The 25,287-nt window shown below is 58.5% G+C and carries 21 protein-coding genes; 13 read left to right on the forward strand and 8 right to left on the reverse strand.

Annotation, left to right across the window (positions count from 1 at the left end):
* The first annotated feature begins 30 nt into the window (after nt 1-30).
* From WNY37_RS15385 to WNY37_RS15400, 4 genes are all read left to right on the forward strand, one after another.
* On the forward strand, nt 31-2,469 hold the full coding sequence (locus WNY37_RS15385) for a TonB-dependent receptor (protein ID WP_342974280.1): 2,439 nt from the start codon (nt 31-33) through the stop codon (nt 2,467-2,469).
* Nucleotides 2,470-2,624: 155 nt separating this feature from the next.
* Nucleotides 2,625-3,770: an acyl-CoA dehydrogenase family protein gene (locus WNY37_RS15390; protein WP_342974281.1), complete on the forward strand. Its 1,146-nt coding sequence runs from the start codon at nt 2,625-2,627 to the stop codon at nt 3,768-3,770.
* Nucleotides 3,771-3,837: 67 nt separating this feature from the next.
* Nucleotides 3,838-5,016, forward strand: a complete 1,179-nt coding sequence (locus WNY37_RS15395) for an MFS transporter (RefSeq protein ID WP_342974282.1) — start codon at nt 3,838-3,840, stop codon at nt 5,014-5,016.
* A 6-nt stretch (nt 5,017-5,022) separates the two neighbouring features.
* The gene (locus tag WNY37_RS15400) at nt 5,023-5,919 is read left to right on the forward strand and encodes a sulfurtransferase (RefSeq protein ID WP_342974283.1); all 897 of its coding nucleotides are present in this window, start codon (nt 5,023-5,025) and stop codon (nt 5,917-5,919) included.
* A gap of 45 nt (nt 5,920-5,964) precedes the next feature.
* Here the strand turns inward: WNY37_RS15400 and WNY37_RS15405 are convergent, their stop codons facing one another.
* From WNY37_RS15405 to WNY37_RS15415, 3 genes are all read right to left on the reverse strand, one after another.
* A complete protein-coding gene (locus tag WNY37_RS15405; protein ID WP_342974284.1) occupies nt 5,965-7,164 on the reverse strand; it encodes an aromatic ring-hydroxylating dioxygenase subunit alpha in 1,200 nt (399 codons plus the stop codon).
* Nucleotides 7,165-7,269: 105 nt separating this feature from the next.
* Nucleotides 7,270-9,618 (reverse strand): serine/threonine-protein kinase, encoded by a 2,349-nt coding sequence (locus tag WNY37_RS15410; protein ID WP_342974285.1) that lies wholly within the window; start codon nt 9,616-9,618, stop codon nt 7,270-7,272.
* The gene (locus WNY37_RS15415) at nt 9,615-10,175 is read right to left on the reverse strand and encodes an ECF-type sigma factor (RefSeq protein ID WP_342974286.1); all 561 of its coding nucleotides are present in this window, start codon (nt 10,173-10,175) and stop codon (nt 9,615-9,617) included. Before WNY37_RS15415 ends, WNY37_RS15410 begins: the two co-directional genes overlap by 4 nt.
* 148 nt (nt 10,176-10,323) lie before the next feature.
* Here WNY37_RS15415 and WNY37_RS15420 point away from each other — a divergent pair, with 148 nt between their 5' ends.
* From WNY37_RS15420 to WNY37_RS15460, 9 genes are all read left to right on the forward strand, one after another.
* On the forward strand, nt 10,324-10,872 hold the full coding sequence (locus tag WNY37_RS15420) for a hypothetical protein (RefSeq protein WP_342974287.1): 549 nt from the start codon (nt 10,324-10,326) through the stop codon (nt 10,870-10,872).
* Between the two features lie 3 nt (nt 10,873-10,875).
* Nucleotides 10,876-12,468, forward strand: a complete 1,593-nt coding sequence (locus tag WNY37_RS15425) for a hypothetical protein (RefSeq protein WP_342974288.1) — start codon at nt 10,876-10,878, stop codon at nt 12,466-12,468.
* A 12-nt stretch (nt 12,469-12,480) separates the two neighbouring features.
* Complete coding sequence (locus WNY37_RS15430; protein WP_342974289.1) at nt 12,481-13,614, forward strand: FHA domain-containing protein; 1,134 nt, start codon at nt 12,481-12,483, stop codon at nt 13,612-13,614.
* Between the two features lie 13 nt (nt 13,615-13,627).
* Nucleotides 13,628-14,845: a serine/threonine-protein kinase gene (locus tag WNY37_RS15435; RefSeq protein ID WP_342974290.1), complete on the forward strand. Its 1,218-nt coding sequence runs from the start codon at nt 13,628-13,630 to the stop codon at nt 14,843-14,845.
* A gap of 203 nt (nt 14,846-15,048) precedes the next feature.
* Nucleotides 15,049-16,104, forward strand: a complete 1,056-nt coding sequence (locus WNY37_RS15440) for a C1 family peptidase (RefSeq protein ID WP_342974291.1) — start codon at nt 15,049-15,051, stop codon at nt 16,102-16,104.
* A gap of 93 nt (nt 16,105-16,197) precedes the next feature.
* The gene (locus tag WNY37_RS15445) at nt 16,198-17,175 is read left to right on the forward strand and encodes a C1 family peptidase (RefSeq protein WP_342974292.1); all 978 of its coding nucleotides are present in this window, start codon (nt 16,198-16,200) and stop codon (nt 17,173-17,175) included.
* Entirely contained in the window at nt 17,175-17,678 is a 504-nt protein-coding gene (locus WNY37_RS15450; RefSeq protein ID WP_342974293.1) for a hypothetical protein, read from the forward strand. The genes WNY37_RS15445 and WNY37_RS15450 overlap by 1 nt, the downstream gene beginning before the upstream one ends.
* 137 nt (nt 17,679-17,815) lie before the next feature.
* Nucleotides 17,816-18,568 carry an A24 family peptidase gene (locus tag WNY37_RS15455; protein WP_342974294.1) on the forward strand — a complete coding sequence of 251 codons (753 nt, stop codon included), beginning with the start codon at nt 17,816-17,818 and terminating at the stop codon, nt 18,566-18,568.
* A 156-nt stretch (nt 18,569-18,724) separates the two neighbouring features.
* Nucleotides 18,725-20,293, forward strand: coding sequence for a VCBS repeat-containing protein (locus tag WNY37_RS15460; RefSeq protein ID WP_342974295.1), 1,569 nt, complete (start codon nt 18,725-18,727; stop codon nt 20,291-20,293).
* Nucleotides 20,294-20,319: 26 nt separating this feature from the next.
* On the opposite strand, the gene WNY37_RS15465 is transcribed toward WNY37_RS15460, so the two are convergent.
* The 5 genes from WNY37_RS15465 to WNY37_RS15485 all read right to left on the reverse strand — a co-directional run bounded on the left by WNY37_RS15465 (nt 20,320) and on the right by WNY37_RS15485 (nt 25,285).
* Entirely contained in the window at nt 20,320-21,300 is a 981-nt protein-coding gene (locus tag WNY37_RS15465; protein ID WP_342974296.1) for a nitronate monooxygenase family protein, read from the reverse strand.
* 79 nt (nt 21,301-21,379) lie between these two features.
* Nucleotides 21,380-22,375, reverse strand: a complete 996-nt coding sequence (mmsB, locus tag WNY37_RS15470; RefSeq protein ID WP_342974297.1) for a 3-hydroxyisobutyrate dehydrogenase — start codon at nt 22,373-22,375, stop codon at nt 21,380-21,382.
* Nucleotides 22,285-23,310: an enoyl-CoA hydratase/isomerase family protein gene (locus tag WNY37_RS15475; RefSeq protein WP_342974298.1), complete on the reverse strand. Its 1,026-nt coding sequence runs from the start codon at nt 23,308-23,310 to the stop codon at nt 22,285-22,287. The genes mmsB and WNY37_RS15475 overlap by 91 nt, the downstream gene beginning before the upstream one ends.
* Nucleotides 23,307-24,446: an acyl-CoA dehydrogenase family protein gene (locus WNY37_RS15480; protein ID WP_342974299.1), complete on the reverse strand. Its 1,140-nt coding sequence runs from the start codon at nt 24,444-24,446 to the stop codon at nt 23,307-23,309. Before WNY37_RS15480 ends, WNY37_RS15475 begins: the two co-directional genes overlap by 4 nt.
* Nucleotides 24,447-24,508: 62 nt before the next feature.
* Nucleotides 24,509-25,285: an enoyl-CoA hydratase-related protein gene (locus WNY37_RS15485; RefSeq protein ID WP_342974300.1), complete on the reverse strand. Its 777-nt coding sequence runs from the start codon at nt 25,283-25,285 to the stop codon at nt 24,509-24,511.
* Nucleotides 25,286-25,287: the final 2 nt, after the last annotated feature.

The following is a 25,287-nucleotide window of genomic DNA, read 5'->3' on the forward strand; positions in this document are numbered from 1 at the left end:
TGCCGACGGAGTCGGCAAGGGAGGAAAACCATGAAATTCTACTTCAACACAACGGCCATGTCAGTGGTCACTTTGGCCATGCTGGGATCGGATGCGATCCTCGGGATGGCGAACGCTCAAGAGCAAACGACGGCTGAAGTCGAGGCGGCGCAGACGCAAGAGGATAAACTTGCGCGTCTGGGCGTCGTGACGGTGTCAGCACGCCGTCGCGACGAAAGCATCAACGACGCGCCGGTCGCGATCACCGCCCTGGATGGTGATCAGCTTGGCGACTATGCCATCGACGATTTTTCGGACATTGCGACCCAGGTTCCAACGATGGTGGTTGGCCGTGGCACATCGGGGACTGGAGCCAGCATCTTTCTGAGAGGTGTTGGTTCAACATCACTCAGTGCCGGCTTCGACCAATCCGTGTCGATCAATTTCGATGGCGTCCCGATGAGCCGCGGACGGGAAATCATTCTGAGCCAGTACGACATTGAGCGGGTAGAGGTGCTGAAGGGTCCTCAGGCTCTGTTCTTTGGGAAGAATACAACCGGTGGTCTGATCAATGTCGTGACCAAAGGTCCGACCGATATATTCGAGGCCGGAGGTCGAGTTGGCTATGGCTTTGAAGCAGACAAAATTTATGGCGAAGGCTTTGTATCAGGGCCACTGACGGACACGCTGAGTGCCAGGCTTGCCGTTCGTGCGGTTGATAGCGAAGGCGCATTTGAAAACAACGCATCGCTGGTTTCCACAGATCCACTTGGCCGCACGATTCGCCGGACATCTGAAAAGCGCGGCGGAGAAGAAGACCTGAGCGGTCGCTTCACCTTGGACTGGACGCCGTCGGAGTTTGCCAATCTGGAACTCAAGGTGGGTGCCAGCAGTCACGAGGATCGTGGTGCATCAGAGCTGGTTGAGCGCGTTTGCGCGGCGGGTCGGACAACACCCGCAACGGCAAATGGTGTCCCACCGAGCCCAAACTCGGGCTGCACCATCGACGGCGTATCCGACTATGTGACGATCCCTCAGGAAGTAACGATAAACTACCCGTTCGCACGTGACGGAGAGCCCTACGCGGATTTTAACTCCGAGTACGGTATTCTTACCGGCAGCTTCAGCTTTGATACGTTCGATATCGATACGATCACGGGCTACTATCAGTTTGAGCAGCAGGATCTGAACAACGTCGGAGGCGAATCCTACCCCGCCACTTTCACTCAGCGGGCCGACTTCTCTCAAGCCTCGCAAGAAATTCGATTTACGACGAAATGGGACGGCCCGTTCAATCTGATGTTCGGTGGCTTTTATTCGGATGAAGACTTTCTCTTCTATTCGTCGGCTTACATTTTCCCGGTTCCAGTCGATCCAGTTCAGAACACCGCCAGGACATTTGTTCGCAACTCAGAATTCGAGGCGACCACGACGTCGCTTTTCGCCGAAGCGCGCTATGACCTTACCGACACGCTGGAACTATCGGGCGGCGCCCGTTGGTCGCGCGTGGAACGGGATTCACTGCAGTTCTCCGCAGCGCCCCATTCGAATTTTGCCGGCGCATTTCCGGACGGCGTCAGACTGGAAGACGAGTTCTCGGATGAAAACGTGTCGCCACAAGTCACCCTACGCTGGAAACCATCGGTCAATACGACCTGGTATGTCAGCTATAAGGAGGGTTTCAAATCTGGTGGATACAACCTCTCTCAGTCTCTGACACCAGCGGCTTCTGTTGCAGCGGGCGAGTATGACAGCGAGACAGCCCAGGGCTTCGAAGTTGGCCTGAGAACGATTGCGTTTGATCAGCAGCTTCGCTTCAACGCGACTGCCTATGACTTCGAATACGACAACCTTCAGGTGCAGAAGTTCGACCCGGTTACGATCGGTCAGATTTCCGACAATGCCGGTTCGCTTACGACCAAAGGCGTGGAAGTTGATTTCGACTTCGCTCCGAATGCGGTCGAAGGTCTGTCGATCCGCGGTGCGCTGGCGTACAATGACGCCTCATATAGCGACTATGTTGGCCAGTGTTTTGGCGGACAGACAATTGCCGAGGGTTGTACGCTACTTCCAAACAATGGTGCCTTCACCAGCCGTGATTATGATGGCCTCACGCCGCCAAAATCACCTGAGTGGTCCGGCCGGTTCGGCGGCTCGTACCAGTTCCCGATTGGTAGCCTGACAGCACAATTGTCTTCAGACCTAACCTATACGTCTGAATACAATTACACGGACACCCTGCGCCCGGATTCCATTCAGGATGCGTTTACGAAGATTGATGCTGCGTTCTCGATCACGGGCCCAACCGATCAATGGACAGTTTCACTGATCGGACGGAACCTCACCGACGAACTGGTCGCGTCAAGCGCCAACGATATTCCGTTCACTGGCGGTGCAGGAACTGGCACGACATCTGGCACGCGCAGCGACATGTCGGCTCAGGTCGCCAATCCTCGCGAGGTCTATCTCGAGCTGTCCTATCGCTTCTAGATCAAAGCTGGCTGGCGGACATATCAACATGTCCGCCAGCCAATTTTTTGTCGATAAGGCCGGTCAATCCGGCGGCTGATATCGGCAGTTCCGTCCAGGCCATTCAGTCTGGACGGCATTTCTCAACAACCCTGCTGCCTTGTCATTGGAGCCACATGAATCTTCTGCTGACCGATGATGACCGCGATTTCCAGCGAGAGGTGCGTGAGTTTCTCGCTGAGAAGCTGACGGACGAGCTGCGGCTCGAAGGAGCCCGGTGCAGCGGGATTTATTGCGAGTACGATGTCGCCAATGCCTGGCACAGGATTCTGGCCGACAAGGGATGGAGCGTCCCCAATTGGCCAATGGAATATGGCGGTTGCGACTGGTCGCCCCTGCAAAACTACATCTTCGAAGTCGAACTTGCCCAAGCGGGCGCGCCGCCAGTTTCGCCCAATTCAACGCATATGGTCGGTCCCGTCATAATCGCTTTTGGGACGGACGAGCAGAAGGCAAAATATCTGCCAGCGATCAGGAGCGGCGACGACTGGTGGGCACAGGGCTATTCCGAACCAGGGGCCGGGTCCGACCTGGCGTCGTTGAAATGCGCAGCGAGCCGCCAAGGCGACGAATATGTCGTGAACGGATCCAAAATCTGGACAACCCACGCGCATTTTTCAAACAGGATTTTCTGCCTTGTCCGGACACGGACAGAGGGCAAACCGCAGGCAGGGATTAGCTTTCTTCTCATCGACCTGGATACGCCGGGCATTTCCATCCGCCCCATCATCTCGATATCGGGCGAACATGAACTGAATGAGGTCTTTTTCTCCGATGTTCGCGTGCCTGTTTCATCCAGGATTGGAGAAGAGAATGACGGGTGGACGGTTGCAAAATATCTTCTGCAACACGAGCGGTCTCACACCTGGTCTCCGCTCCTCCGGGCCCGGCTCGACAGACTAAAGCATAGAGCCCAACACGCCTGTGCCGAAAAGTTCAGCCGTTGTGAGATTGATCTCACCGCCCTCGAAATGTCCGAGATGAGAGCGTTACAAGCGAATTCGGAATCCGGCCCGCTCTCAACAGCGACGTCATCAACCATGAAAGTCCTGGGGACTGAGCTGCGCCAGAAAATAAGCGAGCTGGCTCTCGAAATCGATGGGCATCCGCCCGTTTCGACACTTGAGCCAGACCTTTTGAGCGCCCTGGGACTGACCGACAGCCAAGTCGCCACACGCACCTATCTCAACGATCGCGCAGCCTCGATCTACGCCGGGGCCAACGAAGTGCAACGCAACATTATCTGGAACTCAATAAGGTGAGAAACACTGAATGGTAGAAACGCCCCAAGAGTATCAGAGCCAATTTCGTCGCCTATGGGTACCGTGCATGATGGTTGCATTGGCCGTTGCCTTTCAGGCCGCGACCTATGGCATCCTGATGTATAGTTTTACCTTCTGGGTTGACCCCTGGATGACGGAGTTCGAGACAAATCGAAGCCGTGTCATGGCCGTCATTTCCGCTCACACGATCGCTATGGGCATCGCGGCTGTTTTCCTGGGGCGCTGGATCGACCGTATTAAAGCGCGGCTCGCGCTGACGATCGGACTGATCTGCCTGTGTTGTGGGCTCGCGATCATCTCAATCGTCAACAACATATGGCTCATCATGGCCGTATACGTTGTTATCATGCCTTTCGCCGCCGTCTTTGCTGGCCCGCTAATGGCGATGTCCCTGATCGCGCGGAATGTCCGCTCGCGCCAGGGTCTGGCCTTCGGGATCACCTCCATGGGCACATCGATCGGCGGAGTGGCATTTCCCTTTATCGTAACCAGCCTGACAACCAGTATCGGCTGGAGAGAAACGCATTTGTGGCTTGCCGTCGCCATCGCCCTGCTCCTCATTCCGATCGGCTGGATCATATTGTCCTTCGAGCAATACGAACCCCGCAAGAGCACCAGCACCGCAGCGCAGAGCCGGTCAGAGACGCTGAGCATTATCAAGACGCGTCATTTCTGGATCCTGTCAGTATCGTACTTTGCGATTGCGTTGGTGTTCAGCGGCCTCCAATTCAACCTCCGCCCCTTTGCTAGCGACCTAGGCCTTACCGTCGAGCAAACCGCGATGATTGCGTCGAGCATTGCGCTCGCAATGGTGGTTGGGAAGCTCGGCACGGGTCTTCTGATGGATCATTTCGATAATCGGGTTCTTTTTGCCGGGGGCGCAACCTTGCTGGCGGGCGCCGTCACATTGATCATGCTCGGCGCCAGCTTTGAATCGATGATCGTGGGTTTTTCGCTGTTGGGTGCGGGGTCCGGCGCTTTTCTGCCTCTCAAGGGAGCGCTCTTCTCACAAGCTTTCGGCGCCGCCTCGATCGGCCGTGCGATGGGACTGGCCCAACCGATTATAACGCTCTACGCGCTCAGCCCTCTGCTCGGTGGCTGGTTGCGGGACGCAACGGGCAGCTATGCGCCCTTCCTCATCATCGTGCTTGGCGTTTCGCTCCTGACAATTCCATTGATAATCGCGGGACCGAATTCCAGACGGCCTCGCCCAGCTATTCAGTGATATCCCATGCCCAGCACACTCCATCCCCGTTCGGCTGACGCGATGCTCATTTCTACGAGCGCGCTAGCCGATATTTATCAACAACCGGACGTGCGGGTGCTCGACGCAACCGTGCACATCCATCAGCGCGAGAACGGCAAAAGCGGGGCTCATAGTGGGAAAGCCTCGTTCGAGCAGTCCCACATTCCCGGCGCTCATTTTGTTGATGTCCTGAAGGATCTGTCTGACCTTCGAAAGCCCAATCGGTTTGCCATGCTGGACGAGGTCACCTTCTCTTCGCGAATGGCCGCATTGGGCATCAAGTCCGACAGTCATGTCATCGTCTACTCCGCGACCAGCATCGCCTGGGCGACGCGCGTCTGGTGGTTATTGAAATATCACGGGTTCGAGAAGGTGTCGGTTCTCGATGGCGGGTTCGCGAAATGGCTCGCCGAAGATCGCCCCGTCGAGAGCGGTGCCGCGGCGCCGTCAGCTGGCGAATTCGACCCCTGTCTCAACCACTCCCGGATCGCCGTCCGCTCGGATGTTCAACAAGCTAATGCATCGTCTTGTCCCGTGATTGTCGACGTGCTGGCGCCAGAGCACTATCGCGGCGAAAGTGGAGATCCATTTAGTTTCGGACGCCCAGGGCACATTGCAGGCGCGATCAATCTGCCGAGCGATCAGCTCATGAATGTCCAGACGGGCGAGGTCTTGCCGGCCGATAAAATTCGCGCCCTGACGAGGCCAATCCTAGGGTCGCTCGACACTCCCGTGATCACGTATTGCGGAGGCGGCATTGCGGCGACACAAGTCGCATTTGCATTGGAACTGGCTGGTTTCACCGACGTGCGCGTCTATGACGGCTCACTATCCGAATGGGCGGCAAATCCAGACCTTCCCATGGAAACCGGCGAAGCTTGAATGCGCCGCCAGGTGCATTCAAGCCCGCAGGGTCCAAGTCTACGCTCAGGCTTCGAGCGCCGCATCAATTCCTTCATAAAACAGCGGTATGGCGGACTCCATCCCACAATAAATGACGTCTGGAATAGCCCCGGAGGCCAGCCCGATCTGGCACGTTTCTGACGCCTTGAAATCTTCATTGCCGAAGACATCCTGGATCACTTCATAGGACTTGGCATAAAGCTCTTCCGCCTTTGCGTTATCCGGTTTTGAGTCCGTCAGCATGTAGTAGTCGACCGAAGATTTCCCGGCGCCGCGCGGCATAATGATCATGACGCTCGTATAGTACGGGCTCGTGATAACGACGGTATTGGGAAACAGATTATAGGCGTGCGTGACATATTTCCGGATATTGAGATCCGGCATGTTGATGACCTCTGGCGTGAAATCGCCTCGTCCACTCGTCTGACGAATGTCGCGGCCGAACCGCTCCTGAACGCCCACGACATCTGCGAACATATCCATGCCGAGAGGGCCAATCGATTTCACATGCAAACGCTGAACATGATACCCTTCAAGGAACGGCTCCATCACCAGTTTCCAGTTGGCCTCCAGCTCAAAGCGCCGATAGCCGTACATGTGCATACCGGGCAATTTGAGGCAGTCGAAATCGTCTGAAATCTGTTGATTCACGGCCGAAAAATCGCCCTCGGAATCCGGGTTCAATATCCCCCAGATGATACCGCCAGCCTCCAGGCTTGGAAGCTCGCGTAGCGGGCGCTCGGATTTTTCAAAATCGGCGTATGTCTCTTCTCTTGGCACGCCGCGAACCGCGCCATCCAGACCGAACGTCCAGGCATGATATGGACACGTCACCGACCCGGCTTTCTTGGCGCCGCACCCTTCGTGCAGCAAAGCGCCTTTGTGCGTGCACGCATTCAGAAAGGCTCTCAGCACACCCTGCTTATCGCGGGTCAGAAGAACCGGTACGCCATAGCCGTCCAGCGCAAGAATGCTCCCATTTGCCGGAATGGCAGAGGAAGGCGCCAAGGGTACCGGCTGGCGACGGAAAATCTTCTCCTGCTCCAGTTGATAATGATCTTCGCTCAGAAAATATGAAGCTGGCCGGCGCGCAGACAGTTTTTCGGCAACCGAGTCTTCGTGTGCGGGAATACTCTTTATAGCCTGAATCTGGCTGTCATTGAGCTCATCGATTGAAAGTCCGTACTTAGGTCCCGTGCGCTGTTTTTCTTTGGTGGTCAGCATTCCCGTGTCTCCCTTCCTGAGATAATCTAATGACAATAGATAAAATCAGGAAAGGCGGTCGATAAGTAGAATTACCTAGCTGGAAAGGGGTCGGCGTGATGCTGCCTAGTTCGGCGGGCAGAGCTGCTGCAGATCAGGCGGAACGTCCGCTTCGGCTGAGTCAGACGCCATCAGGGCCACAGCCTCGTCCACAACAGCGCAAGCGGAACCAGAGGCCTCGCCGGAGGCCAATAGCTGCGCCTTCACGATCAAACCATCAAAGGCAATCTGATCATAGAACCGGTCATCGGGATGCTGAGCGATGAGTGAGCGCGAAAGCGCCACGCTTTCCTCGATGGCTGCCAGGGCCTGATCGATATCGCCAGCCAGTTGAAATGCCCTCGCCAAAGCGATCAGCATGCGCGCCAGCCCCTCGACACCGCCCGCATCTTCAGGGTCGGCCTCTGCGATCTGGCGCGCAAGCGCGACGGACCTCTGGGCGGCCGCCACGGCTTCGGGACCAGCCTCCATATTGCGATAGGCATGCGCCAGTTTGGAATAGCCGACCATGAGCTGAGTGAGCTGATAATAGTTTTCGGGTTCGGCCTCGAGCATCGCTTCGCGGTACGCGATCGCCTTGTTGGCCGCTTCAGCCGCCTCTTTGCCGCGACCGAGATCGTTCAGGATTTCAGCTTGTTGTGACTGGAGATAGGCGCCCATTTCCTCGCCGCCGCCAAGACGTTCATACATGTCTGGGGTGAGCGTCGGCAACCACTCGTCCAGAAACCTTGTTGCGTCTTCGAGGCGCTCTTCGGCCATGAGGATTTGCAAGAGGTCTGTGCGCGCACTCCACAAGTGGCGCAAAAAAGGACGCTCATCGGCGTTTTCCATCGCCAGCCCTTTTTCGGCCAGCGCCGTGGTCTCTGCATTCAGGGCGAGAGCAGCCTCAGCATCGCCCTCATAGTTGAGCATCTGCATGGTCTGCATGCGCTTGACCATGACTAGTTCGGCCAGCGCTTCTGCGTTCTGCGGCGAGGCGGCCAGCGCGCGTTTGAACGAGACTTCGGCATTCGCCAGCATTTCGCCAGATGTCTCCAGGTCACCAAAGTTTGCGACGCCAATTCCGCCATAGAGATCAGACAGCCTGAACTGGATGGTTCCGATTTCGAACAGCACGTCTTCGGGCGCTGTCTCGTCGAGCGCGAGCGCGTCGACATAGGTCTGGACGAGATCGGCGAGGCTCTTTCGGGGCTCTAGTGTGCCAGCGACTTTGTCGAACGAGTCGTAGACGTCGAAGATCAGCGAGTTGCTGAGCGTGCGCGCTTGCGTGAAGCGTGCATTTGCGTCGGCAAGCGCCCGCTCTGCGCGGTTGTACTGGACGAGCGTGACCACGAGGGCGAAGGCGAGCCCGGAAACGGCAAGCGTGCCAAGCGTAACAGCAAGCTGGCGGCGGTGCAGGAATTTTCTGAACCGGTAGCGGGCGCCGCCGGGCATGGCCTCGACGGGGCGGTTCGCGATGTAATTGTCTATATCATCGACCAGTGCGTCGATGCTGGGATAACGGTCTGCGGGATCGGCAGCGCTGGCCTGATCTATGATTGATCGCAATTCCTGGTCAGGATTGTCAAAAAGATCGGCGAGCAACCGGCCCAGTGAATATATGTCTGAGAGCGTATTGGCGGCAGCGCCCTGACGTCGCTCGGGTGCCGCGTAGCCTGGCGTAAAGCTCATCGATGCAATGGTCGCACTGCCACCCTCGCTCGGTTCTGCTGCGGCGCTGATGTCGTGCGGCTTTGCAATGCCGAAATCGATAAGCTTCACGACACCGTCATGCGTAACGAGAACATTTGATGGGGTGATATCGCGATGAACGATCAGGTTCTGGTGCGCATGTCCGATCGCACTACAAATCGATGCGAACAATGAAAGCCTGGCGAGCTTGTCGAGATGATTGGCATCGGCCCATTCAAGCACCGGATCGCCGTCGACATACTCCATCACAATATATGGCGATCCATCATCCATGTAACCGCCATCGAAGAGCCGCGCGATGTTGGGGTGATTGAGGCTTGCCAGAATTTGTCGTTCGCGGCCGAACCGCTCAGCCAGCGATATTCGCATGGCGCCTGCGCGAATGACCTTTATGGCAACGCGGTGCTCAAAATCTCCGGCGTCGCGCTCGCCAAGATAGACAGCGCCCATACCGCCGCGGCCTATCAATTCGGAAATTCTGTAGGCACCGATTTTCTCCGGGGGGGCAGCTTCATCAGGATCAAAGCTGTCCTTGCCAGCGCCGCCCGTCGCCAACACTGTCCGGCCGCTATCGGCATCGAGCAAGGCGAGTGTTCTCAGAAACAGGAGCTGGTTGTCACCGCATCGGTCTCGTAGCCAGCCGACACGCTCACCGCTGGGCTGATCAAGCGCCTGATCCATGATCAACATGGCTTCGCGCTCAATCGTATCTGGTTCACTCACCGCGGATCCGCCGCCATCGCATCAACAAGCCAGGCGCGCGCAACGCGCCACTGGCGTTTAATCGTGGACTCTGAAGTTCCGATGACTTCGGCGATTTCCGGCACGGTGAGCCCACCGAAATAGCGAAGCTCGACAATGTCGGCTTTCTCACTGTCGAGCGCATTGAGCCGAATGAGCGATTTCTCCAACACATCAAAATCAAGCCGGTTGGGTTGGCCTTCGATCCGCGTAACGAGCGTCACCTTCTTGTGATGACGTTTGTCCGAATTCTTCCGGCGCGCATTGTCGATCAGGATGCGGCGCATCGCGCGGGCGGCCAAAGCCAGAAAGTGCGACTTGTCGGCCCACTCAATCTGGTCAAGCTGGATCAGGCGTATGGCGGCCTCGCTGACGAGGTCACCGGTCGAAAGCGAGCTGTTACGCTCCGCCCGGAGCATCGCGGCCGAGACCTGCAGCAGCTCTGAATACAATGCATCAAAGAGGGCGTCACGGGCGTCGAGATCGCCCGCTCGCCAGCCCTTCAGAAGTTCCTTGCAGTCGCTCTTGGTAGCAGTCATTGCACATTCATCCCTCGCCCGACACTAGGCCTCGTTCGAGATCTGATGCAAGCGCCGCACCATTCGGAAAAACTTTTTAGCCCGCTCGTGACCCGATTTCCGGCAAAGTGACGCCTCTGTCCATGAACCAACCTTTTTGAGGAATGTCATGGAAGACGCGATCAATTCAATTCCCGAGGAAGCCTGGCCGCTTCTAGATGCACTGCTGCTGATCACCTGTGTCGTCACTGCCCTGTGGCTGATCTGGGTCATCTTTGTCAGCTGGCGGCGTAAGGCGTCAAACCTGACAAGCGTGCGCGGTGCATCCGCCAATCGTCGGGCCTCGCCAGACTTTCTCGAGGTCGATGAGAAAGCCCGCAAGGCCGCCATCGCTCGCGGGGAAGCCTATGACAAGGTTCTCGACAAGCGAGATGCAACCGAGGCCGCTGAAGCGCGTCGTGAGTTGCGTCGCAAAGAGAGCATGGTCTCTCGCGCCGGACGTCTGATCTCATTTGCCATGGCGCTCTTTTCCCTGGCGACGATGGTCTCCGGCACGCTGTTCCAGGTGTCGGTCATGGGTCGCTACTGGGAGCAGTATTCAGCCGGCGAGCGCCTCATGGCTGTCATCCAGGAACACCCGATCGGCGTGGCTGTCACCGTCGCCGTCATTCTCTTCAACATCGTGACCTTCGTCACCAACCGTAAGTGGGAGGGCTAAATCATGGCCTCTGAACCAATTGTCCTCAGCGATCCGCGCATGCTTGCAGAGTTCATGCGCCAGAGCGAATTCAAGGCCTTCTTCGAGAAGCGCTTTGCAGTCCCGCCAGATTATGCCGCGCTTCTGTTCAAGAATGGCCAGCTGATCGATGCCTTCAAAGGCGGTCACTTTTCGGTCGGCGGTCTGGTCGACAAGCTGAAAAGCATCGTTGGCGGATCGACGCACGTCTCCATGATGATCGCTGATCTGAAACCGTTCCAGCTCAAGACTGTCCTGAAAGCGACGAGCCGTGACCATGTGGACATTGCAGGCGTTGTCACCATCGAAATGCAAGTCAATCCGGACAAGCCGTCCAACATTCTCGGCATGATGCACGGCGTCGACCGTGCGCCGGGCGACGCAAATGATCTCGGGCGCAAGGCGCTGGCCAAGGCCGATGTCATGGACCGCATCCGCCCACACTTCTCCGACCGCATCTTTGAAGCCACACTTGGCCGGATGGATGCGAAGGATATTCGCGGCGACACTGGCCTGCAGGACAAGCTTCAGGCGGAAATGATGAAAGAGGTCGAGCGCGTTGTCGGCGATCTCGGTCTGATCGTTCGCTCCACGTCCATCGAATGGGCCCAGAACGCCGAGGAAGCTGCCGAGCAGGCCCGCGCAGAAGCCGAACGCCGCCAGAGAGAGGTCGAATACCAGATCGAAATGACCATGCGCCAAGCCGAACTGGTCAATGATGCGACCCAGTTCGAGATCAAGTCGAACCTCGAGCTTGCGAAACTGCAAAGCGCGACGGAAGACGAACTCAAGCACATGGCGCTCAACAGCGAGATCGAGTTCATCGACGCGCGCGAGAATGCCAAACGCCGCCAGGAACTGGAAGAACTCGACCACCAGATCGAGTTTGTGAAGCGCGAACGCGACGCGATGTTCGACGGCCAGCTCGCCTCAGCCCAGAACCAGACGGACCTGATCCGTATCCAGAAAGAGCAGCAGAAGCTCGACACAGAGATGGCTGCACTTCGCGAGCGGCATATGCAGGAGATGAAGAAATCCGGTGCGCTTTCCGAACTGGAAGTCGCCGAGATCGCGAACAAACAACAGCGCATCCACATTTCCGAACTGCAGGAAATAGAGCTGCGCGGCGACAAGGTTCGTGCCGAAATCAAGCGCATGGACCGCGAGCAGGAGCACAAGGGCAAGCTTGCTGAACTCAATATCCACAAGGATATGAGCGCAGAGCAGATCCTCGCGATCCAGGCCGGTCTCTCACCAGATGTGGCCCTCGTTCTGGCAGAGCGCGCGCGTGCTGAAACGTCTGCCAATCAGGACAGCATGAACCTCATGCGTGAAATGGTCGAAGCGGCCCAGGCCTCGCAAATCCGCTCGGAATCGCAAGCCCGTGAAATGTTCAGCATGGGCATGACGGGTGCGGCTGGCGTCGCAGCCGGCGCTGGCGGTGGCCAGGCCCCTCAGGGCGCCATTGGAAACCAGGCCCAGGCATCAACGGAAACGATCGACTGCCCGAAATGCAGCACCGCAGCGCCGGCCACTTCGAAGTTCTGCATGAAGTGCGGACACAAGCTGCGGACCTGAGGAATGCTGACCATGTCGTCTTTCCAATACGCGCCAAAAGCCTGTTGCTCGCGGTCTGCAGAAATCAGCGATGCTGGATTCTGCGGCGAGTGCGGCGAACCGCTGATCCGCTGCATGGCGTTTCAGGAATGCCATTCGGTGCTGGACTCGACCGGAAAATGTCCGGTCTGCGTCCGGCCCGAGCTTTCGCTTGACGCTGGCGCTGCCAGCACGGTGCGGGAGGGCGGCAAGCTCGCCCTGCCCCTGATCATCCGGAACGGCTCGCACGTCGGACGCCCGCTCTTCGTGACCGGCCTCTGGACGAAGGAAGACGATTCACACTGGACCGAAATCCCTCTCGACTTCGAACGGCTTGATCCGGAAGCAGCAGCGAACGTCGGTATCCGGACCGGGGTGCTCGATCATGCCGGTATTCATCGCATTGACGTGCGCATCGCCATCGCGACGCGCTATCAATGGCGCGAAGAAGCATTCGTGCTCACCAGCTCCATCGTTTTCCCTGTCGAAAGCAAGGATCCGGACGGCCCGGTGACCAACATCACTCTGACGGCCGACCAGATCGGCGCGGGCACAACAATCTACAACCCGACCCGGATCGAACAGGACAGATCGCGCGGCATCGAGACAAATACCCGTGCCATCCCCCTGAAGACACAACGTGCCGACAAGGTCGAAACCGATAGCGGACTGCGCGGCTATGATGATGGAAAGGTCGTACCCCGCTGGGTCTCGTTCGCATGGAAGGGCTTCGCGGAAGAAGATCACCCAGAAGAAGGGATCATTCTGGACGCAGCAGGCTTGCTCTATCTCGGACGCAACGCTGTTGGCCGGGCGGAAGACGGCAATGATGCGAGGCTGGTTGTGAACGCGCGGGACGGCTCCGTTTCAAAGCTGACGGGCTCGATTTCCCGCCAGCATTTCTCTTTCTACACCGAATCCGGCCGGTTGTGCCTGCGCGTCGACAGCCAGTTTGGCCTGCGCGTCAATGGCGACGCCTATGGCCGCACCAAGACGGTGACCCTGCACGATGGCGATGTGATCTCGCCCCTTCGAACCCATCCGGACGCACTCAAGATCAAGGTCACTTTCGAAGCCGAGCGCGACAATGTCACCCGCATCGTTCTCAACCGAACCTCGAATGCGTGAGGAAACGAAAATCATGTCACAATGTCCCAACTGTCATACCAGCCTTCCAGACAATGCGAAATTCTGCGCGTCCTGCGGGACGGCTTTGACTGACCAGCCTGCCGATACCTCAGCAGACGACCTGGCGTCCATGCACACCGTGTCAGGTCTCGAGACTGTTGCTCCTGGCATTCCGACGGAAGACCCTGACCCCAAGATGGACCCGCGGGCGATCACGCCGGGCACCATGATCGCCAGCAAGTACAAGGTCGAACGCAATATTGGCGCTGGCGGCATGGGGGTTGTCTACAAGGCCGTCGAAGACGTGACCGATTCAGCCGTCGCCATCAAGCTGATCCCTCCGGGCCAGGTGCGCAGCGAGAAAGCGGTTCAGCGACTCATCGACGAAGGCAAGACGACGCGCGGTATCGCGCATCCGAATGTCGTTCGGATCTTCGATATCGGCGTGTGGAACAGCGCCCCCTACATCGCCATGGAATATGTGGAGGGTAAACCGCTCCACGTCTGGCGTAACGAAAAGATGACCCGGAATGAGGAAGTCTCCGCACGCACGGCGGGCCAGATCATCAAGGAAGTCCTGAACGGTCTTGAGGCGGCTCATGCGGAAGGTGTTATCCACCGCGATCTCAAACCCGAAAACATCATGCTGATCGGTGAGCCGACGGATCAGCACGCCAAGGTCAAGATTGTTGATTTCGGAATTGCGCTGGCGACCAACCAGCAGACGCAGGAAGCCAGCGGCACCGGCCTCGGCACGCAGCTCTACATGGCGCCTGAGCAGATCCGGAACGCCAATGCTGCCAACCCGGCCGCTGACCTCTATTCGGTGTCCAAGATTTTCTACGAACTGATCGTCGGTGTTCTTCCGACCGGCCACTGGTCGCCGCCTTCCGACGGGCGTTCAGACGTTCCGCAGCAGATTGATGAACTGATCCGCAAAGGTCTTTCGCCGAACCGGGACAGCCGGCCACAGTCTGCCGCCGACTATCGCGAGCAGATGATTGCTGGGTTCAACCCCAGCCAATCAACCCGTGGACACCGCCTCAAGGCCGATCCGACGGAAATGAAGGATGCCCAGAAAAATCTGATGGAGGCCTATGGGCGCATGTTCAAGGCCATCCCGAAATGGGGATGGGCCGTCATCATCATCTTTGGTCTGATTGCCGCGTTCGCCGTCTCGGAGCCCCAGGAATGCTTCTATGACAATTACAATAATTGGGTGTGCTCATGATTGCGCGTTTGAAAAATGCTTTTGGACGGATGTTCAAGGCGCTCCCGAAATGGGCGTGGGCTGTCATCGCAATATTCGTCCTCCTGGTCGTCTATCTTCTTTTGCCGGAGTCGGGCGAAGGCTACTGTTACTATGACAATTGGGGGGAAGAGATATGCCCGTGATCCGGCTCCGCCTGCCGCTCTTCATGAAAGGCAACATCAATGACTAATACGTCTTATCGCATTGACGGCTATATCGCCGCCGACCCGAATGACCCGGTCCCATCGCTGCGTATGACCGGGCGCCCTGACCTTCCGTCTGCAGTTGATCTGTCGCCCATGTGTTCGCCGGTCGAAAACCAGGGACATGTTGGCTCCTGCACGGCGAACTCTGTCGCCGGCGCGCTGGAATATCACCAGATCCTGCATCGCCAGCCGATGACGGACCTCTCGCGTCTCTTCTTGTACTACAATGCCCGCAAGATAGCCGGCCGGGTCGACAAGGATAAAGGCTGCTCAATGGCGCAGGCTGTCGCGTCTTACCTGGCATTCGGCGCCTGCCCAGAGCCGGTCTGGCCCTACAATGAAGCTGCATGGTCGCAAGAACCGTCACAGGAAGCCTATGCCGCAGCACATCAATTCGGCTCGCTGCAATATGCCAGCATTGAGCACGGCATCGAACTGAAGGTCGCTCTGGCGTCTGGACTGCCGATCATATTCGCGATGGGCGTGCCAAAGCAGGGCCTCATGGTCATCGGCAAGAATCACGGCGTCGTCCCGGCGCCGGATGATGGAAACTGGGAAGAGGCCAATGGTGGCCATGCAATGCTGATCGTCGGCTATGATGATGCCAGGAACGCCTGGCTGGTCCGTAATTCCTGGGGCCGCGATTACGGCATCAATGGCTATGTCTGGATCGATTACCGCGTCATTGACCATTACAAACTGCCACAGGCCTTCTGGACCATAGGGTCTCTGGATCGGGCAAAGTATTTCCAATTGGCAGGAGCTTCGCCAACAGCCGCTGTAGAAGCGGTCGTGTCCAAGGCGCCGCCAACTGTCCAGGATCAGATTCACGCGTTCAAGACCCGCGTTCGAGATGACCTTGAAGCGAATTTGCATTCGACACGCAATTCCATTCGTGACCGGCTGCGCGGACCTGGCGCGGGCGGCGGCTACGATCGAGGACCAGGCGCTGGCGGCGGATATGACCGTGGTCCGGGTGTCGGTGGCGGCTACGACAAAGGCCCTGGCGCGGGTGGTGGTTATGACGAATAGGCGGGCCGTGGGGGTGCCTGCCCGTCCGGCGCGGGCGATTGCCTTGGGGACAAATAGGCAAGACGCCTGTGCCGGACACATGGGAGAAAGCGAATGCTAGAATTCATTGATGGATTTGCGATCGGGGGCTGCTTGCCTGATGAGGCAGGCACCAGCTTTCCACAGCTCAACAAGACAGCCTCTGTGAGCCGGCCTGCCAGCGTTGATCTGCGGGCGCATTGCTCCCCGGTGGAAGACCAGCGCCGTGTCGGGTCCTGTGTTGGCAATGCGGTTGCGGGCGCTCTGGAATACCACCAGATCAAGAATGGCAGGTCGCTCCGCGATCTCTCCAGACTCTTCATCTATTACAATGCCAGACGCCTTGAGGGCAAAGAAATGGAGGACACGGGTTGTTCGCGTCGCAAGGCGCTGGCCTCGGTCCTGGCCTATGGTGTCTGTCCCGAAACGATGTGGCCCTATCAGGAAGCCATGGTCACCGTGGCTCCCACGCGCGACTGTTACAGCGCTGCACAGCGCTTCCTCGGCGTTGAATTTGCCGAGCTCACCCATGGCAATGCTGTGAAGGACGTACTGGCGTCAGGGCTACCAGTGGTGTTTGGCATGGGCGTCCCTGCAAGCTTGAGCCGTATGAATTACGAAAACTGGATCATGCGAGCGCCTGACGACGGACAATGGGAGCCGTCGAGAGGCGGCCACGCCATGCTGATTGTCGGTTATGATGACACAGAGAATATGTACCTCATCCGAAACTCGTGGGGCACAGGTTGGGGCCGGGACGGCTATATGCTCATGCACCATGACGTCCTGATGCATTACACCCAGCCACCTGTTTATCTCGGTGAGCGCCCATTCGTCATCGGGGCCATTGCCGAGTCCCGCGCCTATGAGGTGAGTGGACTCGACAAACAGGCCTTCATGTCGACAGCGACAACAGGTGCCAGCCCGCAGGTTCAGGACGAGATTTCAGCGCTTCGCCAGTCGCTCGCCGAAGATCTTGAAAGCAGTCTCAACAAAACCCGGCAATCGATCCGGGACCGTCTTCGCGGTCCTGGTGCCGGAGGAGGATATTGATGCCTACCCCCGTTCCCACGCCGTCGCGCCAATCGAGCCGCAAGCGTCTCTCTGTCTTTCGCAGGATCGAAACCGTTACCCCGCTCCTTGCGGTGCCTGTCGTCATTTACGTCATCATGACGTGGACGGCTGGCGGCAACCATCAGGATGGCGTGCCAGCCATCAGCGGCATGCTTGGCGCTCCGCTGCTTTCCATTCCGATGATATCCGGCGTGAAGTGGACGCTGAGCGTCGGCAGCGCCCTGCTCTTCTTCGCACTGGTCCTGCTGTCATTCGAGATTGTCAAAGCCACGAGTTCGAAGTCGAGCGCGATGGTCAACCATGCCGCGTCCATGGCCGTACTTCTCTTTTGTCTCGTCATGTTCCTGCTGATTGCCAATTTCGCGACGGCGACATTCTTCCTGCTCTCAATGATGGCCCTCATGGACGTGCTCGTCGGTGTGATCGTCAGCATTGTATCTGCCCGCCGCGACTTCGGCGTGGGCGACGGCTTCGCTGGATAATCAGGACAGGAGACCAGCCAGAAAGCAGCACGCACGTGCAAGCTCTTGTCGCGCGCCGATACGTTTGAGGGGTTAGGCCTTTGAGCCAGGGCTCCGTCGGCGTAAGGAAAGGTCCGCGCCAGGAGCCTTGCCGTCACGTGTCTTTGCCAGACCTCTTTCTTATTGTGATCGCCCCATTCGTCGGCGTCGCTATTGGAATACTGCCTTCGCGCTGGGCCGATGGCGACACGGAAGAAATCCCGCAAAGGGCGTGTTCCAACTGCGGGGGCGGGTGCGATTGGTATCTCTGGGTGCCCGTCCTGGGCTGGCTCTTGCGGGGCGGCAAATGCCGGGAATGCGGGGCGCGCCTTTCCATCTTTTATCCAATCGTCGAAATTCTCGCATTGCTCGTCGCGCTCACCGCGTACTACTTCGCCCCGCCAGGGACTTTTATCCTGTCCTGCCTGATGGGATGGACGCTTCTGGCGCTCGCCGCGGTCGACTGGAGAACCTTCGTTCTGCCGGACCCGTTGAATGCCCTGCTTGCCGCCCTCGGAGGCATCATGATCGTGACCGTCATGCCCGAGCGGTGGATGGACAAGGTCATCGGAGCGCTGGTCGGCTATGGGATCCTGTTTGCTGTCGAGGTTTTCTACCGCGTCTATCGCGGCCGCGAAGGCCTCGGCAGAGGTGATGCCAAATTGCTTGGCGCGATCGGCCTCTGGGTTGGGTGGATGAGCCTGTCGGACATCTTACTCATTGCATCTCTGGCCGGGCTTGGCTTCACGCTCGCCAGCAACGCCTTCCAGCGACAAGCGGTATCCGGTCAAACAGCACTGGCCTTCGGTCCTTGGCTGGCGCTGGCTGGTTGGATCAGCTGGCTTTGCGGACCAATTCTCGTGGCGGTTTAAGGCGGAGCCATTGAGGCCTTTACCTCAAACATCCTGCCCAGTTGCATAACCAAGACCGCCAGCCGCCCCAACAAAAACGCCATACATGTCGATCCAGCAGTGGACACTGGCCCGCCTTTGTAATCGACTGTCCAAAATATTTTGGAGGAAAAGCCCGTGAGACTCCCTGTTGCGGCAACAACGCTGCTTTTCATTTCATCATGCGCAACACCCGTGCCGCCTGCGGAGGACGCGGGTAATGCCGAACAAACCGTTGCATCCACGCTCACCCGGGCGACGACCGCCGATGGCAAATATATCAGCTGGCGAGAACATTTGATCGACACTGAAAGCGTCAATGGCGGGGTAGAGATTCGCGGCGGTGACGGCCTCGCCATGGCCGATCTTGATGGCGATGGATTTCAGGACGTTGTCTCCGTTCATGAAGACTCGGCACATATTCGAATAGCCTTTGGTAGCGCCTCGCCCGTTGAGTGGACGCTCATGACGTTGGCGCAGGGCGACGACGCGAAAGCCGTCGAAGACGTCGCGATTGGCGACCTGAACAATGATGGCCGTCTCGACATTATCGCTGCTTGCGAGGACGGTCATCTGATCTATTTCGAAAACCCGGGTGAAGCGGCGAAAAAGGGTCCCTGGCCATCCATCATTCCCTCCATCACGCGCGGACGCGGATCCTGGCTGCGCGTTTTCATGGCCGACATGAATGGAGATGGACAGCTCGATATCACCGCCGCCAATAAGGGCTCGGCCGATATCGTTACCGACGAACAAGCCGCCAAGACAGCCAGCACCACATCTCTATTCGTGCTCGACGGCCCGCCGCTCGAACAATCATCATGGCGAGAGCAGGTCTTGCTCCGGTCCGGCATCGCAAACACCGCTCGCCCGATCGACTTCGATGGCGACGGAGACTTCGATGTTCTGGCCGCGTCGCGTCAGGACCAAACGCTCTTTGTTCTCGAAAACGCCGGCACGTCGGCCGACGGCACCGTACAGATAAACACGCATGACGTGGCGATCGATGTGCCGTCTGACGGCGACCAGGAACTCACCGCGCAGACCAATGCTTTCATGGATGACACGACTGACCTTGATGGCGATGGCCTTGTAGACCTTGTCCTGTCAGCGCAGCTGACGCCGGCCGATGGCGGTCAACCCTGGCTGGGCCTGGTCTGGCTCCGCCAACCGGCCTCCTTTGATGAAGCATGGACGCTGACGAAAATCGGCGACACGCTGCCTGACTGGATCGCAGGCCTTCGCCTGGCCGACATCGATTCCGATGGCGACCTCGATGTCATCACGGGTGGGTATTCGGGCCTGAACATTCTCGTCGGTGCCTATTCGGGCGCCGCCCGGGACCATGATGACCCCTCCGTGACGGCCTCTGATTCAACGGGCCGGATCGCCTGGTTCGAAAACCCCGGCAATGCCAGCGGAGACTGGACACGTCATGATATCTCGCGGCGCGTGCGTGGTATGTTTGATGGCTTCATCGCGCAGGATCTCGATGGCGATGGGGACCTCGACATGGTCGCGACACGCGGAAACAGCGGCTCTCATGACGGCGTTTTCTGGCTGGAGCAAGTTCGCACGGACGACCCGCAGCGCAACTTCCAACCCGCCAACCCCAACGAAAGCCGCGCCTTGCCACTGCCGCCGGAGAACTGGATCGAGTCCTATAGCGGCGGCGAAACCTACGCTCCGCCGCCCAACACAGAATAAGCGCGCCGCACAGCGCCTCGCGTCGTCTAGTCGACGATCATCGAGGACATGCGCTTTTTGATGATCTCTTCAGCATCGCTGACAATCCGGTCGATCAGCTCTTTCACGGTCGGAATGTCGTGAATGAGGCCCTGGATCATCCCGGCTGACCAGATACCGCCATCCGGATCGCCTTCGGCCATCGCCTTGCGACCGCGCACACCAGCGACGAGATGCTGAATATCCTCAAACTTCGCGCCGCCTTTCTGCTCGATGGCAACGACTTCTTCGCTGACAGCATTCTTCATCACCCGCGCCGTATTGTGCAGGGTACGGAAAATCAGCTTGGTGTCGCGCTCGTCATTCTCGACCATCTGCTGCTTGAACGTCTCATGAATCGGCGCCTCTTTCGTGACACAAAAGCGCGTGCCCATATTGATACCGTCAGCGCCGAGTGCCAGCGCGGCGGCGAGGCCGCGACCATCGCCAAAACCGCCAGAAGCCAGCATCGGCACTTTCACCTTGTCCGCCGCCGCCGGGATCAGGATCAGGCCCGGAATATCGTCTTCACCCGGATGGCCGGCGCATTCGAAACCATCAATCGAGATCGCGTCTGCGCCCATGCGTTCAGCTGAGAGGGCATGGCGGACAGCCGTACATTTGTGGATGATCTTGATGCCGTGCTGCTTGAAGTCATCAATGTGCTCCTGCGGCTTGTAACCAGCCGTCTCGACGACCTTGATGCCGCCTTCGATGATGGCCTGACGGTATTCGGCATATGGCGGAGGCTTGATCGCCGGCAGGATGGTGAGGTTCACACCGAACGGCTTATCCGTCATGTCCTTTGTGCGGGCGATTTCCTTGGCGAGGTCTTCCGGCGTTGGCTGGGTCAGCGCGGTGAGAAAGCCAAGGCCACCTGCCTCGGCGACCGGCGCGACCATCTCAGCATAGCCGACCCATTGCATGCCGCCCTGCACGATTGGGTGCTCGACACCGAACGCTTCAGTGAATCTCGTCTTGATGGCCATGGGGGCTCCTCCACATCTTGATTATCAGATGTGGTTCTAGGCCCGGATTTGGTCAAAAACACCCGTCACGCGGGGGAAATCAGATCTCGCCGCGAATGCGCTTCATGACACCGGAAAAGTCGAGACCGGCATGGCCGTCCTCGTCGAGCTTCGCATAGATGTCGCGGGCATGTTCGCCGAGCGGGGTATCTGCGTCCGCGCCATCCGCTGCACCGAGTGCCAGCCTCAGATCCTTCAGCATCATCGCGACCGCAAAGCCCGGCTGATAGTCCCGGTTCGAGGGCGCTGCCGGCACCGGGCCGGGCGCCGGACAATAGCTTGTCATCGACCAGCACTGGCCAGAGGCCGTCGACGAAATATCGTAGAAAGTCTGCGCATCGAGGCCGAGCTTTTCAGCCAGATTGAACGCTTCGCAAGTCCCGATCATCGAGATACCGAGCAGCATGTTATTGGCGATCTTGGCCACCTGTCCGTTGCCGGCATCGCCCGCGTGAAAGACGTTCTTGCCCATGATCTCAAGCAACGGCTTCGCTTTCTCAAAGGCCTCATCTGGGCCGCCAACCATGAAGGTTAGCGTGCCGGCATCGGCTGCCGCTGTCCCACCGGACACCGGGGCATCGACCATAAGGAAGCCGCCATCAGCGGCTTTCTTCGCGGCTTCACGGCTCTCCTCGACAGAAATGGTCGAGCAGTCGAGAAACAGCGTGCCAGGCGCGGTATGCGAAGCGACGCCATCGTCACCGAAATAGACTGAGAGGACATGTTTGCCCGCCGGCAGCATGGAGACCACAACATCAGCGCCCTCTACGGCATCTGCGAGAGAACCTGCGCCGGTCGCGCCCGCCTCCTCGGCCTTGCGGACTGCCTCGGCGCTCAGATCGAAGGCCCGCACCTCATGGCCTGCCTTGGCGAGGTTCGCGCACATCCCTGAGCCCATATTACCAAGCCCGATAAAGGCGACTTTTGTCATGACTGTTTCCTCTTTCAGATGAATTGGAGCTCGTTCTCGCCCAAGGGTGCGAAGAAGCTGTCGACGAGATCGTCTGATACCGCTTCCAGCGTGGGAGGCTCCCATTTCGGATTGTGGTCCTTGTCGACCAGCACGGCGCGTACGCCTTCAATGAAGTTCTCTGTGCAGACCAGACGCCCGCCGATCCGGTACTCCATTTTCATGTTCTCGCGGAAATCGCTCATCTGCCCGCCTTCGGTGAGCTGGCGGTGGGCGATCTTCATGGTGAGCGGTGATTTTGACGCGAGCGTCTCGGCCTGCGCTGTGGCCCAGTCACTACCGGCTTTTAGCGCCGCGACGATCTCCTCGACCGTGCTCTTGCCGAAGCAATCATCAATCTCGCCTTGATGCTCGGCATAGCTACGGCTCGCCTCAGTCTTCAAGCCATCGAGCGCCGACACGCCGTCTTCACAGAGTTTGTCCGCCAGCCCGGCTGGGTCCTCGGCGAAATGCGTTGCGACACCCGCCGCCAGCACATCTTCGCCCTTTAGCCGCGCGCCGGTCAGCGCGAGCCACATGCCTGTCGCCCCATCAAGGCGCGGCAGGAACCAGCCGCCACCCACGTCGGGGAAAAGGCCAATACCGCTTTCCGGCATCGCAAATAGCGTGTTCGGCGTTGCGACACGATACGTTCCGTGGACGGAGATGCCGACACCGCCGCCCATTGTGACGCCATCCTGGATGGCGACGTAGGGCTTGCTATATTCCTTGATCAGCGTGTTGAGCCGATATTCGGACGCGAAGAACTCACGTGCTTCCTGCCCATCAGCCTTGCCCGATTCCTGCAGCATGCGAATGTCGCCGCCCGCGCAAAACCCGCGCGTGCCCTCTGCATGATCGACAACGATCAGCTCAACGTCCGCATCATCCTGCCAGGCGACCAGCGCCTCGGTCATCAGCTCGCACATGTCCATATTCAGCGCATGCAACGCCTTTGGCCGGTTCAGCGTGATCCGCCCTGCCCGGCCCTGTTTGCGTGCGATTACACTTGGCTCGGTCATACCTGCCCCTTCATCATTTCACGCGCGACGATGACGCGCATGATCTCATTTGTGCCTTCGAGGATCTGGTGAACACGAAGATCGCGCACGATCCGCTCAACCTCATAGTCGCCGAGATAGCCATATCCGCCATGAAGCTGCAGCGCGTCATTGGCGACCTTGAACGCCGTATCGGTGACAAAGCGCTTGGCCATGGCGCAGCTCTTGGTTTTGTCGGGCGCACCGGCATCGACCTTGCGCGCCGCGTCGTACAGCAGCGCCCGCGCGGCAGAGAGCTCGGTCTCCATGTCCGCGAGTTTGAACTGCGTCGCCTGGAAATCGATGATCGCCCGGCCAAACTGCTTGCGCTCCTGCACATAACCAAAAGCCCGATCGAGCGCATCTTGCGCGCCGCCGAGGGCACAGGCCGCAATGTTCAGCCGTCCACCATCAAGCCCCGCCATGGCGAATTTGAAGCCGTGGCCCTCATTGCCAACCCGGTTGGTCGCCGGGATGCGGCAATCATCAAAATTGACCATGGCTGTGGGCTGCGCGCGCCAACCCATCTTGTCTTCATGCTTGCCGAAAGAAAGCCCCGGCGCGTCCTTATCGACGACAAAGGTCGAGACGCCCTTGGCCCCGCTATCGGCAGTACGGGCCATCACGACATAGACGTCCGAAAAGCCGGCCCCGGAGATAAACACCTTGGCGCCATTGAGGACGTAGTCGTCACCATCGAGCTTCGCCGTCGTCTTGAGGCTGGCTGCATCAGACCCCGCGCCCGGTTCCGTCAGGCAGTAAGAGGCGATCAGCTCAGTTGCCGTCAGACGCGGCACATATTTCGCGCGCAGCTGATCATCCCCGAAACTGTCGATCATCCAGGTCGCCATATTGTGGATCGACAGGAAGGCCGCATGGCTGATGTCGCCGCGCGAGAGTTGCTCGAAGATCAGCGCCGCATCGAGCCGTCCGAGGCCCGAGCCACCATGCTCTTCCTGCGTATAGATCCCGCCAAAGCCAAGCTCGCCCAGAGCTTCCAGCTTTGAGCGATCAAGATTGCCTTCCTTGTCCCACTGCGCCGCATTGGGCCGCAGCTCGTTCATGGCGAAATTCTTCGCCATGTCGGAAATCATTATCTGTTCTTCATTGAGGCTCATGTTTTCGTACTCGCTTCAGTCCAACCTGCTTGTAACCGCCATACGCCATTCAGGCGCTGACGTCAGGAATCCTTGAAGCCAGGCGCCCTTTTTTCAGTGAAGGCGGTCATGCCTTCTTTCTGATCATGTGTTCCGAACAGGCCCTGGAACAAGCGCCGCTCAAAGCGGACGCCTTCCGTGGTTGGAAGCTCAAGCGCACGGCCAACCATTTCCTTGGCCGCCATGATGGACGGGATGGAAAAGCCGGCAATTGTTTCGGCAGCTTCCATCGCCACGCTCATCAGCTCATCATGCGAGACGACGCGGCTGACGAGACCGATCCGGTCGGCCTCTTCGCCATCGATCATCCGTCCTGTCAGAACGAGATCCATGGCCTTCGCCTTGCCAATCGCCTTGGTGAGACGGATCGAGCCGCCCATGCCCGGCGTCACGCCAAGCTTGATTTCCGGCTGACCAAACTTCGCCTTTTCCGACGCGATGATGAGGTCGCACATCATGGCAAGCTCACACCCACCGCCGAGCGCAAACCCGTTCACCGCCGCGATGACCGGCTTACGGCACGCCGCAAAACGGTCCCAGCCGGCAAAATAGTCTTCGACATACATGTCGGAGAAGCTTTGCGGCTGCATTTCCTTGATGTCAGCGCCCGCCGCAAACGCCCGGCCCTCGCCCGTCAGCACGCTGACGGCGATGTCCTTGTTGCGATCAATATCTGCAAAGGCTGCGGCGACTTCCGCCATGACCTCTGCGTTCAGCGCGTTGAGGCTGTCGGGACGGTTGAGAGTAACAACCGCAACCCGTCCCTTCTGCTCGACCTTGATTGTCTTGAAGTCTGTCATGG

It is taken from the genome of Henriciella sp. AS95, assembly GCF_038900055.1.
Classification (GTDB): Bacteria; Pseudomonadota; Alphaproteobacteria; order Caulobacterales; family Hyphomonadaceae; genus Henriciella.

Bases quoted from the DNA above. Each gene is read 5' to 3' on its own strand.
- WNY37_RS15385 (WP_342974280.1), top strand. From the start codon at position 31: ATGAAATTCTACTTCAACACAACGGCCATGTCAGTGGTCACTTTGGCC.
- WNY37_RS15405 (WP_342974284.1), bottom strand. From the start codon at position 7,164: ATGCTGACCACCAAAGAAAAACAGCGCACGGGACCTAAGTACGGACTT.
- WNY37_RS15400 (WP_342974283.1), top strand. From the start codon at position 5,023: ATGCCCAGCACACTCCATCCCCGTTCGGCTGACGCGATGCTCATTTCT.
- WNY37_RS15435 (WP_342974290.1), top strand. From the start codon at position 13,628: ATGTCACAATGTCCCAACTGTCATACCAGCCTTCCAGACAATGCGAAA.
- WNY37_RS15475 (WP_342974298.1), bottom strand. From the start codon at position 23,310: ATGACCGAGCCAAGTGTAATCGCACGCAAACAGGGCCGGGCAGGGCGG.
- WNY37_RS15445 (WP_342974292.1), top strand. From the start codon at position 16,198: ATGCTAGAATTCATTGATGGATTTGCGATCGGGGGCTGCTTGCCTGAT.
- WNY37_RS15450 (WP_342974293.1), top strand. From the start codon at position 17,175: ATGCCTACCCCCGTTCCCACGCCGTCGCGCCAATCGAGCCGCAAGCGT.
- WNY37_RS15390 (WP_342974281.1), top strand. From the start codon at position 2,625: ATGAATCTTCTGCTGACCGATGATGACCGCGATTTCCAGCGAGAGGTG.
- WNY37_RS15430 (WP_342974289.1), top strand. From the start codon at position 12,481: ATGTCGTCTTTCCAATACGCGCCAAAAGCCTGTTGCTCGCGGTCTGCA.
- WNY37_RS15440 (WP_342974291.1), top strand. From the start codon at position 15,049: ATGACTAATACGTCTTATCGCATTGACGGCTATATCGCCGCCGACCCG.
- mmsB (WP_342974297.1), bottom strand. From the start codon at position 22,375: ATGGGAGCCTCCCACGCTGGAAGCGGTATCAGACGATCTCGTCGACAG.
- WNY37_RS15425 (WP_342974288.1), top strand. From the start codon at position 10,876: ATGGCCTCTGAACCAATTGTCCTCAGCGATCCGCGCATGCTTGCAGAG.
- WNY37_RS15420 (WP_342974287.1), top strand. From the start codon at position 10,324: ATGGAAGACGCGATCAATTCAATTCCCGAGGAAGCCTGGCCGCTTCTA.
- WNY37_RS15485 (WP_342974300.1), bottom strand. From the start codon at position 25,285: ATGACAGACTTCAAGACAATCAAGGTCGAGCAGAAGGGACGGGTTGCG.
- WNY37_RS15465 (WP_342974296.1), bottom strand. From the start codon at position 21,300: ATGGCCATCAAGACGAGATTCACTGAAGCGTTCGGTGTCGAGCACCCA.
- WNY37_RS15415 (WP_342974286.1), bottom strand. From the start codon at position 10,175: ATGACTGCTACCAAGAGCGACTGCAAGGAACTTCTGAAGGGCTGGCGA.
- WNY37_RS15395 (WP_342974282.1), top strand. From the start codon at position 3,838: ATGATGGTTGCATTGGCCGTTGCCTTTCAGGCCGCGACCTATGGCATC.
- WNY37_RS15480 (WP_342974299.1), bottom strand. From the start codon at position 24,446: ATGAGCCTCAATGAAGAACAGATAATGATTTCCGACATGGCGAAGAAT.